Genomic DNA, 14,959 nt, shown 5'->3' with positions numbered 1-14,959 from the left:
AGGCCTGCCCACGACGCCACGCCATCGAAGCCTCCAGCCCAAGCTGGACACCTACGAATCACACCACCTCGCGCCGCAGCCAATCACAAGCCGATTCCAGCCAGGGCTACTCGGGTCTAGATGTTCGGTCCCAGGGTGAAGGCCGCCTGATGTGGCGGTCATGTACCGGGCGACAGCCTGATGCCAACCCGCATCGGTGCGGACGGGCAAGACGCTTTGAGGACGCCTCGCCACGCACGCCTGCCGGCCCAGGCAGGGTGCCGGCCCGAGCCGTTCCGTAGGCTGTTGCGGTCGCGAGCGCAGGCCGGATCGAGCGAGGCCGGGTCCCTGATGAGGACACCCGAGGAAGCCTCCCTCCCTGGCATCACCCCCGCGCCTGTCGCGCCAGTGCCGCCGACATGGCGCCTTCCTCCGGCCAGGCCTCCCGGCGATTCTTGCCTGCCCTGCGGGGCGCCATCTCCCGCCAATCGGCCCGGCCGCGCGCCATGGCCGCGGCAAAGAAGCTGAACTGCATCAGCGCCGTGCTGGCGATCAGCGTGTTATCGAAGCCGCTGTGCAACAGCGCGGCGAGGAGGGCGGCCCGGAGCACCAGCCGGTCCTTCGGCGGCGCCTTGTTCGATCCGGTCCAGATCCAGAGGATGATCGAGAGGAAAATGGCGGCGCAGCCGATGATCCCGGCATCGACCGCCAGCCGCAGATACTCGTTATGCGCGGCATTGCTGCCGAGCAGGCGGATGGTCGGATCCTCCGGATCGACGATCAGCTTGCCCGCGCCGAGGCCGAAGCCGAAAAGCGGACGCGCCTGGATGGCATTGAGGAAGTAGGGCCAGATGATGTCGCGGCCGGACATATTGCCGGCCATGCCGGTGATGCGGTCGAGCGCGAAGTAGAGCGCGGGGCCGAGCACGAGGACCCCGGGCAGCAGGCCGCCCATCACCAGATCCACTTTGCGCTTCAGCGGCAGGATCTCGCGGCCCGAGAACAGGAAGACGATGCCGACATAGAGGCCGACCGCGATGAGCGGCGCGCGCGCCTGGGTGAGCATCAGGATGGCGAGGTCGATGCCCGCGACCACCAGCCAGACCAGCCGGAAGCCACGCAGGTATTCGAGAGAGGCGGCGAAGATGGCGGTCACGCAGAAGCCGGCCAGGAAGGGCGGCGTATGCATGCCCTGGAAGCGACCGCCCGCGTCGAAGGAGGGCCAGAGGCCGATGGCGGCGACCGGCAGGCTGGCCAGCACGCTGATGATCGGGACCACCGCGGCGCCGCGGATCAGCAAGGTCCAGACCTTCCTGGGCGCCACCGCGAAGCCGAGCACGAAGGGCGCGCTCGAACCGATGAAGCTTCGCACCATGTCGGTATTGCTGGCGATCCGCCCGATCGGCAGGATGGCGAGGCTGAATCCCGCGATCGCAACGAAGGTGAGGAAGGGCCAGTTGACTTCCCGTGACAGCCCGTAGCGCAGCACCAGCACCGCCGCGAGCGCAAAGGGGATCAGCTTCACCATGGCGGCGCCGAGCGAGCCGCCGATTCCCGCCACCGCCTCCATCTGGATGTCGAGGCCAAGACCGCAACTCAGCACCAGCACCACCGCGAGCGCACGCGGAAATTGGTAGAAGGCGAGCGCCGCCAGCCCTAGCACCATGACCGGGACGATCTGCAGCATCCGGTACGGGATCACGACCGCACCGATGAGCAGGAAGGCCGCGCCGAGCAGCGCGATGACACGCTGCGTCGTAGGCGAAAGGGCGATGTTCATGCAACGGTGTTGTCCCATGTGGCCCGGGAATGGGCCAAATCAGGGTTGTGTCAGATAAGGGGTGGGAGGCGATGCAGGGGACAGGTGTGGCGCAGCGGCATGCGGGGCTCACGCGGCTGCGCTTCTTCCTCATCGGCTGGGTGATCCTCTACCACCTCAACCTGCCGCTTGCTGTCCTGGACAGCCGGCATTGGCTCGGGCCGCTGTTATGGCGTGGCTATCTGGGGGTGGACGGGTTCTTCCTGCTCTCGGGCTTTGCGCTCTGGCTGGGCTATGGCGCCCGCCCGCCGCGTGGCATCGCGGGCATCGGCCGCTTCCTGCTGCGGCGCGTGGCGAAGATCTGGCCGTTGCATGTCCTGGCGCTGCTGGCGCTGGCGCTGCTGGTCGGCACCGCCGTCGCGCTCGGTGTGACGATCCGGGAGCCGGAGCGCTTCGCCCTGCGCGACTTCGTCCTGCAGCTCTTCCTGCTGCATGGCTGGGAAACCACGCAGCGCTTCAGCTGGAACTACCCCTCCTGGGCGCTGTCGGTGGAATGGGCGGGCTACCTGGCCTTCCCGGCGGTGATCGCGGCGCTGCTGCGGCTGCCGCTGGCGGCGGTGGCGCTGGTCCCGGCCGCCGCCCTGGGCGGCCTTTACGCCCTGACGCAGTATGGCCCGGCGGGGTCCCTGAACCATTCGCTGCATCTCGGCCTGGTGCGCTTCGGCCTCGAATTCGCGCTCGGCCTCGGTCTCGGTCGCCTGGCGACGGAAGGGGCGCTGCCGCGGGCACTTCCCTGGCTGGCGCTGCTGGCGCTGCCACTCGGCCTCTGGCTCCGGCAGGATGCGGTCACCGTGCTCGGCCTGGCCGGCGCCATTCTGGCTATCTGGCGGGGGGGTACCGGCCGCGCCGCGCCGGCCCGGCAGAGTCTGCTGCTGCGGCTCGGCGAAGCCTCCTTCGGCATTTATCTCAGCTGGGTCTTCGTCGAGGCGGTGGTGGTCGGGCTGTTGCGGCTGGGCGATCCCGGCCTCGGCGGCCGGGTCGCGCTCATGGCGGGAGGCTTCGCCGCGACCCTTGCCCTCGGCTGGTGCGCCTGGCGCTGGGTCGAGGTGCCGGCGCATCGCTGGATCCTGGAGCGGCGGAACCCCGCCCCACCGGTCGGGCTCGCGCGGCCGGCGACGGATTAGGCGACGGCCGCCTCCGGATCCCCGGGCGCCGTCTCCCAGCCCGGGCCGATCAGGGTGACGACCCGGCGGCCGGCGGCATCGGGCCGGCAGGCGATCAGCCCCTGCTTCTCGATGAACTCCAGCGCCGAGCGGCCGCGCCCGCGGGAGATGCTGCCGAGGACCCGGGCGATCGCCAGGTCGGAGGGGCAGGGCTCATCCTCCAGCGCCGCCCGCGCCAGCAGCAGATAGGCGCCCTGCCGGTCCTCCGGCAGGCGTGCCGCGTAGTCGAGCGCGGCCTGCCATTCGGCGCGCTCCTCCAACGCGTCGGTCACGCCGGCCAGCACCACCGCCAGCAGCCGCCGGAAGGCGGCCAGGTCCGGCGGGCGGCCGGGCAGCATCTCGATCCGGCAGCGCAGCTGGAAATCCTGGTAGAGCGACTGCACGGGCCGGAAGGCGGCGGCGGGGTCGGCCAGGATGCTGCGCAGGACCGCCAGTTGGGCACGGCGGCGCTCCGCCTCTTCCTCGGCGCTGGCCGGCGGAAGCTGCGCCGGCGCGGCCGGGCGGGCGGCGGCGAGTTGGGCCAGGATATCCGGCGGCGGGACGGGCGGCGCACGCCGAGGCCGGGGCATCTCGGGCGGCGGGGCCTGCAGGATCAGCGCCCGGGCTTCCTCAGGCCGTGTCTCCGGCAGGGGCATGAGCCCGGGGCCGGCGCCGCGGCTTTCCGTCTCCACCTCGCCGATCCGCACCGCGACCGGCCGGCGGGCGAGGGCGGGGCCGAGCGCCATGAACCGCCCGCGCTCCAGGTCGCGGAACATCTCCGCCTGGCGCCGCTCCATCCCCAGCAGGTCGGCGGCGCGGGCCATGTCGATATCGAGGAAGGTGCGGCCCATCAGGAAGTTGGACGCCTCGGCCGCGACATTCTTGGCGAGCTTCGCCAGGCGCTGGGTGGCGATGACGCCCGCGAGGCCGCGCTTGCGGCCGCGGCACATCAGGTCCGTCATGGCGCCGAGCGAGGCGCGGCGGGCCTCCTCCGCCACCTCGACCCCGCCGGAGGGGGCGAAGAGCTGCGCCTCATCCACCACCACCAGCATCGGCGTCCAGTAGGTGCGCTCGACCGAGAAGATCCCGTCCAGGAAGGCGGCGGCACGGCGCATCTGCCCCTCGATATCCACCCCCTCCAGGTTCAGCACCACCGAGACGCGGTGCTGCCGCACCCGCTCCCCGGCCAGGACCAGACCCTGCTCCGTCTGCTCCGCGACGTCGATCACCAGATGGCCGAAGCGATCGGCGAGGGAGACGAAATCGCCTTCCGGGTCGATGATCGCCTGCTGGACGAAAGGGGCGCTGCGCTCCAGCAGCCGGCGCAGCAGATGGGACTTGCCGCAGCCCGAATTGCCCTGGACCAGCAGGCGGGTGGCGAGAAGCTCCTCCAGGTCCAGCAGGGCCGGCTGGCCATTGTCCTTCCGCCCCAGATCGATGCTGACCGCCATCCTGCCCCGGTGCTCCGTCGAGCGATGCTCCTAGAGCACCGGCCCGGTCCGCTCAATGACGACGCACCCTCGGCCCGGCGAAACCGGGGCGGGCTATGCTCCTCCGACGGGGCGCATTCACCGCCACGAAAGGAGGAGAGGTCTAGGGATAGGGCATGCAGACCCCGTCCCCAGGCCCGGCACCGGCCGCGGAGCTCACCGCGCAGTTCGACTCACTGCGGCAGTTCATCGACCGCCGGATCGCCGAGCTGAGTGCCGAGCTGCATGCCACCGTCCAGCTGGTAGACGACAGCGAAGCCAACCTCTCCGCCCAGCTCGCCCGAATCCATGCGCAGATCGCGGGCCTGGTGGCCATCCCGGCCGCCGGCACGCGCAACAGCGGCGTGGAGCTGGAAGCGGTGGTGCAGGCAACGGAGGCGGCGGCAACCACCATCCTCGAAGCGGCGGAGGCGATCCAGTCCTGGATCGAGGATGGGGCGCAGGACAGGGTTGCGCTGCAGGCGCTCTCGGCGCGGGTCAGCTCGATCTTCGAGGCCTGCAGCTTCCAGGACGTCACCGGCCAGCGCATCCGCCGCGCCATCCAGCACCTACAACAGGTGGAAACGATGCTGCAGGGGCTCATCCCGCCACAGGCGGCCCCGCCCGAGGCCGGGCGGGTGACGGTGCGCGCGCTGGCCGCGACGGTGCCTGATCCGGCGACGGCCGGACCCGATCTCGGGCAATCGGAGATCGACCGTCTGCTGAACGGATAGCGGCTGGTTCAGGCGGCTTCGGCCGGGGGAACGGCCCGGATGAGCGCCCGCACCCGGTTGGCCGCGGCGACGCCCTTCAGCGCATCCCGCCAGGCTGCTTCCGCCACCCGCTGGTGCAGGCCCACCGCCTCGTCGGCCGCGGTGATGGTCGCGACGCCGGCGCCCACCGCCGGCCCGCTATCCGGTGGGAAGGGGCTGGTCACCACATGCGCCCGCTCCCGGCCCCGCAGGACCATGAAGCTGCCGACCGGCTCCGGCCCCTCCTTCAGCCCGATCTGCAGGCCGATCGGAACCGCCTCCATCAAATTGGCGATGTTTTCCACCTCGGCGATGGCGGCGGCGCGGCAGCGGGTCCGGCTGCGCTCGGACAGGGCGAGACCCGGCGCCACGCCCTCCTCCAGGAGGCGGCGGAGCGCACCTTCCGACAGGATGGCAATGATGCTTGGCCGGCGCTGCTGGTACAGCTTGCGCCGGATGGCGATGACGGAGAGCGCCTGTTCCGCCTGGGCGCGGCCCTGCAGCAGATCCGGCGCCGCCTCGGCCGATTCGGTCCAGGCTTCGGTCAGCGCCGCCTCATAGGCTTCGCTGGCGACCTGGAAGCAGACCCCGCTGCCGAACAGCAGGATCTGGTCGGCCTCCTCCTCGATCTGGCGAAGCCTTTCCTGGAAGGCGAGCGGGCGGGAAAAATAGTCGATTCCGATTCCCAGGAGTGACAGCGGCGAGATCTTCAGCAGTTCCGCGAGCCGCCGGATCGTGTCCAGCTTGATGACCTCGCCCTTCTCGTAACGGTACAGCGCCGCGCGCGAGACCCCGAGGCGTGCGGCGATCTCCTCCGCCCGCAGGCCGGATTCGAGCCGATATGCCCGCAATTGCTGCCCGATATCCGCGAAACGCATCACTCTGCTCCGGCTCGCCAATCCTTGCCGACACTACGGCGCTGACGCGCAGGCCGCTCACGCGACCTGCACCCTGTCCAAAAAACTGCGCGCATTCCACCGGAAAGGCAAGTATCCCGCCGCGATTTCCCTAAGCGCGGGGCATGGCGCCCCACGACTCGCGTTTCGCGTCAGGTCTTGGGGTCGGGCACAACCGGATGCGCCGCCATGATCTCCAGCGCCTTCACCAGCCCGGAATGGTCCAGCCCGCCATTGCCCGCGGCGATGGAGGCGGAGAAGAGCTGCTGGGTGGAGGCCGTGTTGGGCAGCGCCACCCCGAGCTCCTTGGCCGATTGCAGCGCCAGGTTGAGGTCCTTCTGGTGCAGCACGATCCGGAAGCCCGGGTTGAAGGTCCGCTTGATCATCCGCTCCCCATGCAGTTCCAGGATACGGGAGGTGGCGAGGCCGCCCATCAGCGCCAGCCGCACCTTGGCCGGGTCGGCGCCGGCCTTGCTGGCGAAGACCAGCGCCTCACCCACTGCCTCGATGGTGAGCGCTACGATGATCTGGTTGGCGACCTTGGTGGTCTGGCCGGCGCCATTCGGCCCGACCAGGGTGATGTTCTTGCCCATGGCCTCGAAGAGCGGCCTAGCGCGCTCGAAGGCCTTCTCCTCGCCACCGACCATGATGGTGAGCGTCGCCTGCCTGGCCCCGACCTCACCGCCCGAGACGGGCGCGTCCAGGTAATCGCAGCCGAGCGCGTTGACCTTCTTCGCGAATTCCTTGGTCGCGGTCGGGCTGATCGAGGACATGTCGATCACGAGCTTGCCCGGGGAGAGGCCCGCCGCGACTCCGGCCTGGCCGAACAGCACCGCCTCCACATCCGGGGTGTCGGGGACCATCAGGATGATCACCTCGGCCGCAGCGGCGACCGCCTTCGCATCCGGCAGCACGGTAGCGGCGCCGCGGATCTCCTCCGTCAGGCTCTTGCGCTCCGGTACGAAGAGCTCATGTCCGGCGGTCTTGAGGTGCAGCGCCATGGGCTTGCCCATGATGCCGAGGCCGATGAAGCCGATCTTCATATGCGGCAGATCCTTGTGGTCTGGGTGGTCAGGATTTGTAGGGGGCGAACCAGCCGAGGCCGGCTTCCGTCTCGGCCGCCGGGCGGTACTCGCAGCCGATCCAGCCGCGGAAGCCGAGTTCGTCGATCCGGCGGAAGACGAAGGGCCAGTTCACCTCGCCCGTGCCCGGCTCGTTGCGGCCGGGATTGTCGGCCACCTGCATATGGGCGATCAGCGGCAGGTGCTTCTCCACCCGCTTCACGATGTCGCCCTCGGTGATCTGGCAGTGGTAGAGGTCGAACTGCATGCCCAGCCTCTCGGGGCCGATCGCCTCGATGATGGCGGCGGCCTCGTCCGTCCGGTTCAGGAAGAAGCCCGGGATGTCCCGGTGGTTGATCGGCTCAATCACCGGCTTCACGCCCGCCTTGCCGCATTCCTCTGCCGCCCAGGCGAGGTTCGCGGCATAGGTCGCCAGCAGGGTGTCGCGTGGCACGCCCGCGGGCGCGAGGCCGGCCATCAGGTGCAGCCGCGGGCAGGCGAGGGCCGCGGCGTAGTCGAGCGCCTTCTTCACCCCTTCCCGGAACTCCGCCTGCCGACCAGGCAGCGCCGCTTGGCCGCGCTCGCCCGCCGCCCAGTCGCCGGGCGGGGCGTTGAACAGCACCTGCTGCAACCCGTTGTCCTTCAGCCGTTGCGCGATATCGGCCGCGGGGAACTCGTAGGGAAAAAGGAACTCCACCGCCTGGAAGCCGGCTGCCCGGGCGCGGGCGAAGCGGTCGAGGAAGGGCAATTCGGTGAACATCATCGACAGGTTGGCGGCGAAGCGCGGCATGGCGCGGAGTCCTCCCCGGGTTGGGAGCGGAAGCTAACGGCGCTGCGCCGGGCTGGCTACTGGCGCGGATGCACGCCGCGAGGGCCGATGCTAGAGCAGCCCGGACCGGCTCACGCCCCGAAGCGGCTGGGCCCGGACGGAGGGGATGATGCAGCCTGACAGTGCCAACCCGGTCCGCTTCCTCGGGCTGCTCGCGGCGCTTGCGCTGGTGGTCGGGTGCCTGATGGTGCTGCGGCCCTTCCTCTCGGCGCTGCTCTGGGCCGCGATCCTGGTCTATTCGACCTGGCCGGCCTTCCGCTTCCTGCGGGAGAAAACGCGGCTCTCGCCCGGCCTGGCGGCGCTGGTGATGGTGCTGGCGGAGTTTCTCGTCATCGGCCTGCCGCTGGTCTATGCCACGCCGACGAGCCGGGATGAGATCGAGGGGCTGCGCGCCGCGGTCGAGAGCTTCCTGACCCAGGGCATGCCGGGGCTGGGGGACTGGCTCGGGCGGCTGCCCATGGTCGGACCGATGCTGCAGGGCTACCTGGCCGGGGTGGATTTCGGCTTTTCCGGTCTGGCCGGGCTGATCAGCCCCTATGCGGGCACGCTGGCGCAGGGCGCCCTTGGCATCCTGCTGGCGGTGCTCTCGGGCCTGGCCGAGGTGCTGGTCGCCATCCTCCTGGCCTTCTTCCTCTACCGGGACGGCCCGGCGATCGCGAAGCGGGCCGAGGCGGCGCTGGCCCGGCTGGCCGGCGACCAGACCCGCCATATCGTCGAGCTGACGGGCGACGTCACGCGCGGCGTCGTCTACGGCCTGCTCGGCACCGCGGTGGCGCAGGGTGTCATGACCTGGTTCGGCCTCTGGTTGGCCGGCGTGCCGCGGCCGGCGCTGCTCGCCGTCATTGCCGGCTGCATCTCCATCCTGCCGGTCGGCGCGCCGCTGGTCTGGATTCCCGCCACGCTCTGGCTCTTCGCCGAGGGGCAGACGGGCTGGGGCATCTTCCTCGGCCTCTACGGCGCCTTCGGGATCAGCAGCGCAGACAATGTCATCCGCCCCTGGCTGATCTCGCGCGGCGCCGATCTGCCGCTGCTGCTGACGCTGCTGGGCGCGCTGGGCGGGGTGTTCGCCTTCGGCTTCCTCGGCCTGTTCCTGGGCCCGGTGCTGCTGGCGGTCGGCTTCACCCTGCTCAAGGACTGGGCGGATGAGGGCACCACTCCGGCCAAAGGTCCGGTCTGACACCTTTTCGGCGGGGTGGCCGGCGGCCTATAGGGCGGGTCCGGGAACCGGAATACCGGGCCGGAGCGGGAGACAGGCGATGGGGATGAGGGCAGGGGCGGTCCGCCGGACCGCCGTGGCTTTGGCCGTGCTGGCCATGCTGGGGGCGGGTGCCGCCGAGGCGAAGACCGTCCGCTGGGCGGCGAGCGGCGATCCGAACACCATGGATCCGCACAGCCAGAATACCGGCACCGTGACGATGGTGCTGCAGCAGATCTACGACCCCCTGGTGAAGCGCAACCAGGACCTGTCGATCGCGCCGGGCCTTGCCACCGAATGGCGGCAGGAGGAGCCGACGCGCTGGCGCTTCCTGCTCCGCCAGGGCGTGACCTTCCATGAAGGCGAGACGCTGACCGCCGAGGATGTCGTCTTCTCCCTCCAGCGCGCCCTGCAGCCGACCAGCAATTTCGGGATCTTCGTCGACACTATCGACCGCGTGGCGGCGGTAGACGAGCGCACGGTGGATATCATCCTGAAGCGCCCCGACCCGATCCTGCCGAACAAGCTGGCCAGTGTCTTCATCATGTCCAAGACCTGGTCGGAGAAGCACAACGCCACCCGCCCGCAGAACACGCGGCAGCGGGAGGAGATGTTCACGGTCCGCAACACCAATGGCACCGGCGCCTATCGTCTCGCCTCGCGCGAGCCGGATGTGCGCACCGTGCTGGCCCGCAACGATGGCTGGTGGGGCTGGAGCGTCGAGGGCAATGGCGGGAACGTGACGGAGATCGTCTACCGCCCGATCGCCTCGGATGCCACGCGCATCGCCGCCCTGCTCTCGGGCGAGGTGGATTTCGTGCTGGATCCGCCGCTGCAGGACCTCAACCGGCTGCGCAACGCGTCCGGGGTGAAGGTGCTGGAGGGGCCGGAGGTGCGGACCCTGTTCATCGCCTTCGACACCCAGCGGGATGAGCTGCTGTACAGCGACGTGAAGGGCAGGAACCCCTTCAAGGATGTCCGCGTGCGGCAGGCGCTCTACCACGCCATCGACATCCAGGCGATCCACCGCACCACCATGCGTGGCCAGTCCGTGGTGACCGGCACGCTCTTCCCCGAGCAGGTGAACGGCTACGTCAAGGCGGAGGATGTGCGGCTGCCCCATGACGCCGCCCGTGCCCGCGCCCTTCTGACGGAGGCCGGCTATCCCCAGGGCTTCGCGGTGACGCTCGACTGTCCGAACAACCGCTACATCAATGACGAGCAGATCTGCCAGAACATCGCCGCCATGTGGTCGCGCATCGGCGTGCGGACCACGCTGAAGGCGCAGCCGCTGGCGCCTTTCTTCGCCCAGATCCAGCGCGACGACACCTCGGTCTACATGCTGGGCTGGGGCGTGCCGACGCTGGATGCGCTCTATTCCTTCCAGTCGCTGCTGGCGACCCGGAACGGGGAGCAGGGCGACGGAATCTGGAATTACGGCCGCTATTCCAACCCGCGGATGGATGCGCTGATCCAGCGCATGAAGTCGGAGACGGGCGAGGCGCGGCAGGCCGCGATCACCGAGGCGCTGCGGCTCTACCGCGAGGACGTGCCGCATATCCCGCTGCACCACCAGATGATCCCCTGGGCCATGCGGTCCAACATCCAGATCCCCCATATGGCCAACAACCAGCCCTATTTCCGATGGGCCGTGGTGAACTGAATGCCGAGACGCCCCTTGCACCCCGACACCGTGATGCCCGGGCTTGACCCGGGCACTGCCTTCCATGCCCGGTCCGCCAGGGCAGGGGGCGGCGTCTGATGTTCGCCTTCATCCTCTCCCGCATCCTGCAAGCGATCCCGGTCATGCTGACCGTGGCGCTGATCAGCTTCGCCATGTTCGCCTATGTCGGCGATCCGGTCTCCATCATGCTGGGCCAGGACTTCACCGAGGCGCAACGCCAGCAGTTGATCCAGGACCTCGGGCTGGACCGGCCCTTCTTCGTGCAATTCGGCACCTTCATCGGCAATGCGCTCCAGGGTGAGTTCGGCCTGTCCTACCGCCTCTCCCGCCCCGTCGCGGAGCTGATCGCGGAGCGCGCCCCGGCCACGCTCGAGCTTGCCTTCTGCGCTGCGGCCATCGCCATGTTCGTCGGCGTGCCGATGGGGGTCTATACCGGCCTCTACCGGAATTCCTGGCTCAGCCGCGCCTTCCTGACCTTCAGCCTGATCGGGGTCTCGCTGCCCACCTTCCTGATCGGCATCCTGCTGATCCTGGTCTTCTCCGTCTGGCTCGGCTGGCTGCCCAGCTTCGGCCGCGGCGACGTCGTCCAGCTTGGCTGGTGGAGCACCGGCTTCCTGACCTGGTCGGGCCTCAAGGCGCTGATCCTGCCCTCCATCACCCTCGGGCTCTTCCAGCTCACGCTGATCATGCGGCTCGTGCGCGCGGAGATGCTTGAGGTGCTGCGGACCGACTACATAAAATTCGCCCGGGCCCGGGGCCTCGGCAACCGCGCCGTCCATTTCGGCCATGCGCTGAAGAACACCCTGGTGCCGGTCATCACCATCGCCGGCCTGCAGCTCGGCGGCATCATCGCCTTCGCCATCGTGACGGAGACGGTGTTCCAGTGGCCGGGCATGGGCCTGCTTTTCATCCAGAGCGTCGGCGCCGCCGACATCCCGGTCATGGCGGCCTATCTGATGCTGATCGCCCTGGTCTTCGTGACCATCAACCTGATCGTCGACCTGCTCTACTACCTCGTCGATCCGCGGCTGCGCTCCAGCATGGGCGCGGCGCGGGGAGGGCACTGACATGGCCGCCGGTGTTCTCGCCCGCGCCTTCGACAGCGATCTCTGGTGGTCCTTCAAGCGCTCGCCCGTCACGGTGGTCTCGGCCATCGTGGCATTGGTCTGCATCCTGGGCGCCGTGCTGGCCCCCTGGATCGCACCGCACAACCCCTTCGACCTGGCCAGCCTGAATCTCGGCGACGCCTTCAAGCCGCCGGCCTGGGCGGAGGAGGGCGAGCTGCTCTACCCGCTCGGCTCCGATGATCAGGGACGGGATGTGCTCTCCGCCATCATGTATGGCGCGCGGGTCTCCCTGCTGGTCGGCGTCGCGGCGGTGCTGTTCTCCACCTTCGTCGGCGTCGCGATCGGCCTGCTGGCCGGTTATGTCGGCGGCACGCTGGACAGCCTGCTGATGCGCATCGCCGACATCCAGCTCACCTTCCCCTCCATCCTCATCGCCCTGCTGGTGGATGGCGTGGTCCGTGCCGCCCTGCCGCGGGAAGTGCATGACCAGATCGCGCTCTTCGTGGTGATCTTCGCCATCGGCATCAGCGCCTGGCCGCAATTCGCGCGCACGGTGCGCGGTTCGACGCTGGTCGAGCGCAACAAGGAATATGTGCTGGCTGCGCGGGTCATCGGCATCTCCCAGATCCGGATCATGCTGACCCATGTGCTGCCCAATGTGGTGGGGCCCGTCCTGGTCATCGCCACGCTCAATCTCGGCTTCGCCATCCTGGCGGAGGCGACGCTCTCCTTCCTCGGCGTCGGCGTGCCGCCGACCCAGCCCTCCCTCGGCACCCTCATCCGGATCGGCAACGACTTCCTGTTCAGCGGCGAGTGGTGGATCACGATCTTTCCCGGGCTCGCCCTGATCGCGATGGTGCTGTCGGTAAACCTGCTGGGCGACTGGCTGCGCGACGCCCTGAACCCGAGGCTCCGCTGATGGCCGCCCCCATCCTTTCCACCCCATCGCACTCGCGCGATGGAGGCCCCATTCTTGAGGTCCGCAATCTCCGCGTCGAATTCCCGACCCGGCGCGGCGTGCTGACGGCGCTCGACGACGTCTCCTTCGACATCGCCCCGGGCGAGGTGCTCGGCGTGGTGGGTGAGTCCGGCGCCGGCAAGTCCATGACCGGCGCCGCCATCATCGGCCTGCTGGAACCGCCCGGGCGCATCGCGGGCGGCCAGATCCTGCTGAACGGCCGGCGCATCGACAACCTGCCCTATGAGCAGATGCGGCGCATCCGCGGCAAGGAGATCGGCGCGATCTTCCAGGACCCGCTGACCACGCTGAACCCGCTCTACACCGTCGGCCGCCAGTTGACCGAGACGATGCAGACGCATCTCGACATCTCCGACCGGGAGGCGCGGCAGCGCGCCATCGGCTGGCTGGAGATGGTCGGCATCCCGGCCGCGGCGCAGCGGGTGGACAGCTATCCGCATGAATTCTCCGGCGGCATGCGCCAGCGCGTCGTGATCGCCCTCGCGCTCTGCGCCGAGCCGAAGCTGATCGTGGCGGATGAGCCGACCACCGCGCTCGACGTCTCCATCCAGGCGCAGATCATCGCCCTGCTCAAGCGCCTGGCGCGGGAGAAGGGGACCGCGATGATGCTGGTCACCCACGACATGGGCGTGATCGCCGAGACCGCCGACCGCGTCGCCGTCATGTATGCCGGCTGCATCGCCGAGATCGGGCCGGTGCGGGAGGTGGTGAAGGCGCCGAAGCACCCCTATTCCGAAGGGCTGATGGCCTCCATCCCGCCGCTCGACCGCAAGGTGGACCATCTGGCCGGGATCGAGGGCGCGATGCCGCGCCTCTCCGCCATCCCGAAGGGCTGCGCCTTCAACACGCGCTGCCCGCATGTCTTCGATCGCTGCCGGCACGAGCGGCCGGAGCTGCTGGAGACCGGCACCACCCTTGCGACCTGCTGGCTGTACGACCCCGCCTCCGAGAAGCAGGTGCCGGAGCTGCTGAAAGATGACTGACCGCAGGCCCCACCCGCGCGCCGCCGGCGCCCCGATGCTTGCCGCCGAGGACCTGGCGAAGCATTTCGACGTCTCCCGCCCGCTGCTGCAGCGCGTGCTGGCGGGGGAGGCGCGGCGCACGCTGAAGGCGGTGGACGGCGTCTCCTTCGACATCCCGAAGGGCACGACGCTCTCGCTTGTGGGCGAGAGCGGCTGCGGCAAGTCCACCGTGGCGCGCCTCGTCGTCGGCCTCTACCGGCCGAGCCGCGGCCGCGTGCTCTTCGACGGGATGGACCTGGAGACGGCACGGTCCGATGCGGCGCAGCGGCGCCGGATGCAGATGATCTTCCAGGACCCCTATGCCTCGCTCAATCCACGCTGGCGGGTCCGCGACATCATCGCCGAGCCGGTCCGTGCCTTCGGCCTGGTGGAGGGCGGCGCGGCGCAGCGCGAGCGGGTGGCCGAGCTGCTGATGCAGGTCGGACTCTCGCCGCTGGATGGCGAGAAGTACCCGCATGAATTCTCGGGCGGCCAGCGCCAGCGCATCTCCATCGCCCGCGCGCTGTCCTCCAACCCGGAATTCCTCGTCTGCGACGAGCCGACGAGCGCGCTTGATGTCTCGGTGCAGGCGCAGATCCTGAACCTGATGAAGGACCTGCAGGCACGGCTGGGCCTGACCTATCTCTTCATCAGCCACAACCTTGCCGTGGTGCGGCAGGTCAGCGACCGCATCGGCGTCATGTATCTCGGCCGGCTGGTGGAGCTGGCGCCGGCCGAGACGCTCTTCATCGCGCCGCGGCATCCCTATACGCGCGCGCTGATGGAGGCGATCCCGGACCTGGAGATGACGGGGCGGCAGCGCATCCCGGTGGGCGGCGAGGTGCCGAGCCCGATCAACCCGCCGAGCGGCTGCCCCTTCCACCCGCGCTGCCCGCTGGCGAATGCCCGCTGCAAGGCGGAGATGCCGGCCCTGCTGCCGCCGCGTGGCCAGCCGGACACGATCGTCGCCTGCCATGCGGTGGAGGAGGAGCGTGACGGCGTGGTGCCCGGCACCACCGTCCCACCCTTGCCGGCGGCTGCCACCGGCGTCTGAGCGGATCTCCGGAGGTCCGCGCGTCACACGGC

Annotated in this window: 13 protein-coding genes; 8 read left to right on the top strand and 5 right to left on the bottom strand. The window is 69.5% G+C overall.

The features are described from left to right. Nucleotides 1-364: 364 nt before the first annotated feature. Nucleotides 365-1,759 carry an O-antigen ligase family protein gene (locus LHA35_RS12540; RefSeq protein WP_226608610.1) on the bottom strand — a complete coding sequence of 465 codons (1,395 nt, stop codon included), beginning with the start codon at nucleotides 1,757-1,759 and terminating at the stop codon, nucleotides 365-367. A 71-nt stretch (nucleotides 1,760-1,830) separates the two neighbouring features. Here LHA35_RS12540 and LHA35_RS12535 point away from each other — a divergent pair, with 71 nt between their 5' ends. Beyond that, nucleotides 1,831-2,922 carry an acyltransferase family protein gene (locus tag LHA35_RS12535; protein ID WP_226608609.1) on the top strand — a complete coding sequence of 364 codons (1,092 nt, stop codon included), beginning with the start codon at nucleotides 1,831-1,833 and terminating at the stop codon, nucleotides 2,920-2,922. Here the strand turns inward: LHA35_RS12535 and LHA35_RS12530 are convergent. Then, nucleotides 2,919-4,391, bottom strand: a complete 1,473-nt coding sequence (locus tag LHA35_RS12530; RefSeq protein WP_226608608.1) for an ATP-binding protein — start codon at nucleotides 4,389-4,391, stop codon at nucleotides 2,919-2,921. The two genes, LHA35_RS12535 and LHA35_RS12530, sit on opposite strands and share 4 nt — an antisense overlap. A 155-nt stretch (nucleotides 4,392-4,546) precedes the next feature. On the opposite strand from LHA35_RS12530, the gene LHA35_RS12525 reads away from it, so the two are divergent. After that, nucleotides 4,547-5,143 carry a protein phosphatase CheZ gene (locus LHA35_RS12525; protein WP_226608607.1) on the top strand — a complete coding sequence of 199 codons (597 nt, stop codon included), beginning with the start codon at nucleotides 4,547-4,549 and terminating at the stop codon, nucleotides 5,141-5,143. 8 nt (nucleotides 5,144-5,151) lie between these two features. Here LHA35_RS12525 and LHA35_RS12520 read toward each other — a convergent pair whose 3' ends face one another. The 3 genes from LHA35_RS12520 to otnI form a co-directional block, all read right to left on the bottom strand. Beyond that, nucleotides 5,152-6,039 carry a helix-turn-helix domain-containing protein gene (locus LHA35_RS12520; protein ID WP_226608606.1) on the bottom strand — a complete coding sequence of 296 codons (888 nt, stop codon included), beginning with the start codon at nucleotides 6,037-6,039 and terminating at the stop codon, nucleotides 5,152-5,154. Between the two features lie 170 nt (nucleotides 6,040-6,209). Beyond that, the gene (locus tag LHA35_RS12515; protein WP_226608605.1) at nucleotides 6,210-7,100 is read right to left on the bottom strand and encodes a 2-hydroxy-3-oxopropionate reductase; all 891 of its coding nucleotides are present in this window, start codon (nucleotides 7,098-7,100) and stop codon (nucleotides 6,210-6,212) included. A gap of 28 nt (nucleotides 7,101-7,128) precedes the next feature. Beyond that, nucleotides 7,129-7,908, bottom strand: a complete 780-nt coding sequence (gene otnI, locus LHA35_RS12510; RefSeq protein ID WP_226608604.1) for a 2-oxo-tetronate isomerase — start codon at nucleotides 7,906-7,908, stop codon at nucleotides 7,129-7,131. 148 nt (nucleotides 7,909-8,056) lie between these two features. Here otnI and LHA35_RS12505 point away from each other — a divergent pair, with 148 nt between their 5' ends. The 6 genes from LHA35_RS12505 to LHA35_RS12480 all read left to right on the top strand — a co-directional run bounded on the left by LHA35_RS12505 (nucleotide 8,057) and on the right by LHA35_RS12480 (nucleotide 14,927). Continuing rightward, nucleotides 8,057-9,124 (top strand): AI-2E family transporter, encoded by a 1,068-nt coding sequence (locus LHA35_RS12505; protein ID WP_226608603.1) that lies wholly within the window; start codon nucleotides 8,057-8,059, stop codon nucleotides 9,122-9,124. A 79-nt stretch (nucleotides 9,125-9,203) separates the two neighbouring features. Beyond that, complete coding sequence (locus tag LHA35_RS12500; protein WP_226608602.1) at nucleotides 9,204-10,805, top strand: ABC transporter substrate-binding protein; 1,602 nt, start codon at nucleotides 9,204-9,206, stop codon at nucleotides 10,803-10,805. A gap of 98 nt (nucleotides 10,806-10,903) precedes the next feature. After that, entirely contained in the window at nucleotides 10,904-11,893 is a 990-nt protein-coding gene (locus LHA35_RS12495; RefSeq protein ID WP_226608601.1) for an ABC transporter permease, read from the top strand. A gap of 1 nt (nucleotide 11,894) precedes the next feature. After that, entirely contained in the window at nucleotides 11,895-12,812 is a 918-nt protein-coding gene (locus LHA35_RS12490) for an ABC transporter permease (RefSeq protein WP_226608600.1), read from the top strand. After that, nucleotides 12,812-13,855 (top strand): ABC transporter ATP-binding protein, encoded by a 1,044-nt coding sequence (locus LHA35_RS12485; protein ID WP_226608599.1) that lies wholly within the window; start codon nucleotides 12,812-12,814, stop codon nucleotides 13,853-13,855. The genes LHA35_RS12490 and LHA35_RS12485 overlap by 1 nt, the downstream gene beginning before the upstream one ends. Further along, nucleotides 13,848-14,927, top strand: a complete 1,080-nt coding sequence (locus LHA35_RS12480; RefSeq protein WP_226608598.1) for an ABC transporter ATP-binding protein — start codon at nucleotides 13,848-13,850, stop codon at nucleotides 14,925-14,927. The genes LHA35_RS12485 and LHA35_RS12480 overlap by 8 nt, the downstream gene beginning before the upstream one ends. The last annotated feature ends 32 nt before the right edge of the window (nucleotides 14,928-14,959 follow it).

The sequence above is a fragment of the Roseicella aerolata genome, assembly GCF_020523605.1.
GTDB classification, from domain to species: Bacteria; Pseudomonadota; Alphaproteobacteria; order Acetobacterales; family Acetobacteraceae; genus Paracraurococcus; species Paracraurococcus aerolatus.
The sequence above is the reverse complement of the archived record's forward strand: the minus strand, read 5'-3'. Positions and strand labels throughout refer to the sequence as shown.

Bases quoted from the DNA above. Each gene is read 5' to 3' on its own strand.
- LHA35_RS12505 (WP_226608603.1), top strand. From the start codon at position 8,057: ATGCAGCCTGACAGTGCCAACCCGGTCCGCTTCCTCGGGCTGCTCGCG.
- otnI (WP_226608604.1), bottom strand. From the start codon at position 7,908: ATGCCGCGCTTCGCCGCCAACCTGTCGATGATGTTCACCGAATTGCCC.
- LHA35_RS12525 (WP_226608607.1), top strand. From the start codon at position 4,547: ATGCAGACCCCGTCCCCAGGCCCGGCACCGGCCGCGGAGCTCACCGCG.
- LHA35_RS12490 (WP_226608600.1), top strand. From the start codon at position 11,895: ATGGCCGCCGGTGTTCTCGCCCGCGCCTTCGACAGCGATCTCTGGTGG.
- LHA35_RS12540 (WP_226608610.1), bottom strand. From the start codon at position 1,759: ATGAACATCGCCCTTTCGCCTACGACGCAGCGTGTCATCGCGCTGCTC.
- LHA35_RS12515 (WP_226608605.1), bottom strand. From the start codon at position 7,100: ATGAAGATCGGCTTCATCGGCCTCGGCATCATGGGCAAGCCCATGGCG.
- LHA35_RS12480 (WP_226608598.1), top strand. From the start codon at position 13,848: ATGACTGACCGCAGGCCCCACCCGCGCGCCGCCGGCGCCCCGATGCTT.
- LHA35_RS12500 (WP_226608602.1), top strand. From the start codon at position 9,204: ATGGGGATGAGGGCAGGGGCGGTCCGCCGGACCGCCGTGGCTTTGGCC.
- LHA35_RS12535 (WP_226608609.1), top strand. From the start codon at position 1,831: ATGCAGGGGACAGGTGTGGCGCAGCGGCATGCGGGGCTCACGCGGCTG.
- LHA35_RS12485 (WP_226608599.1), top strand. From the start codon at position 12,812: ATGGCCGCCCCCATCCTTTCCACCCCATCGCACTCGCGCGATGGAGGC.
- LHA35_RS12520 (WP_226608606.1), bottom strand. From the start codon at position 6,039: ATGCGTTTCGCGGATATCGGGCAGCAATTGCGGGCATATCGGCTCGAA.
- LHA35_RS12530 (WP_226608608.1), bottom strand. From the start codon at position 4,391: ATGGCGGTCAGCATCGATCTGGGGCGGAAGGACAATGGCCAGCCGGCC.
- LHA35_RS12495 (WP_226608601.1), top strand. From the start codon at position 10,904: ATGTTCGCCTTCATCCTCTCCCGCATCCTGCAAGCGATCCCGGTCATG.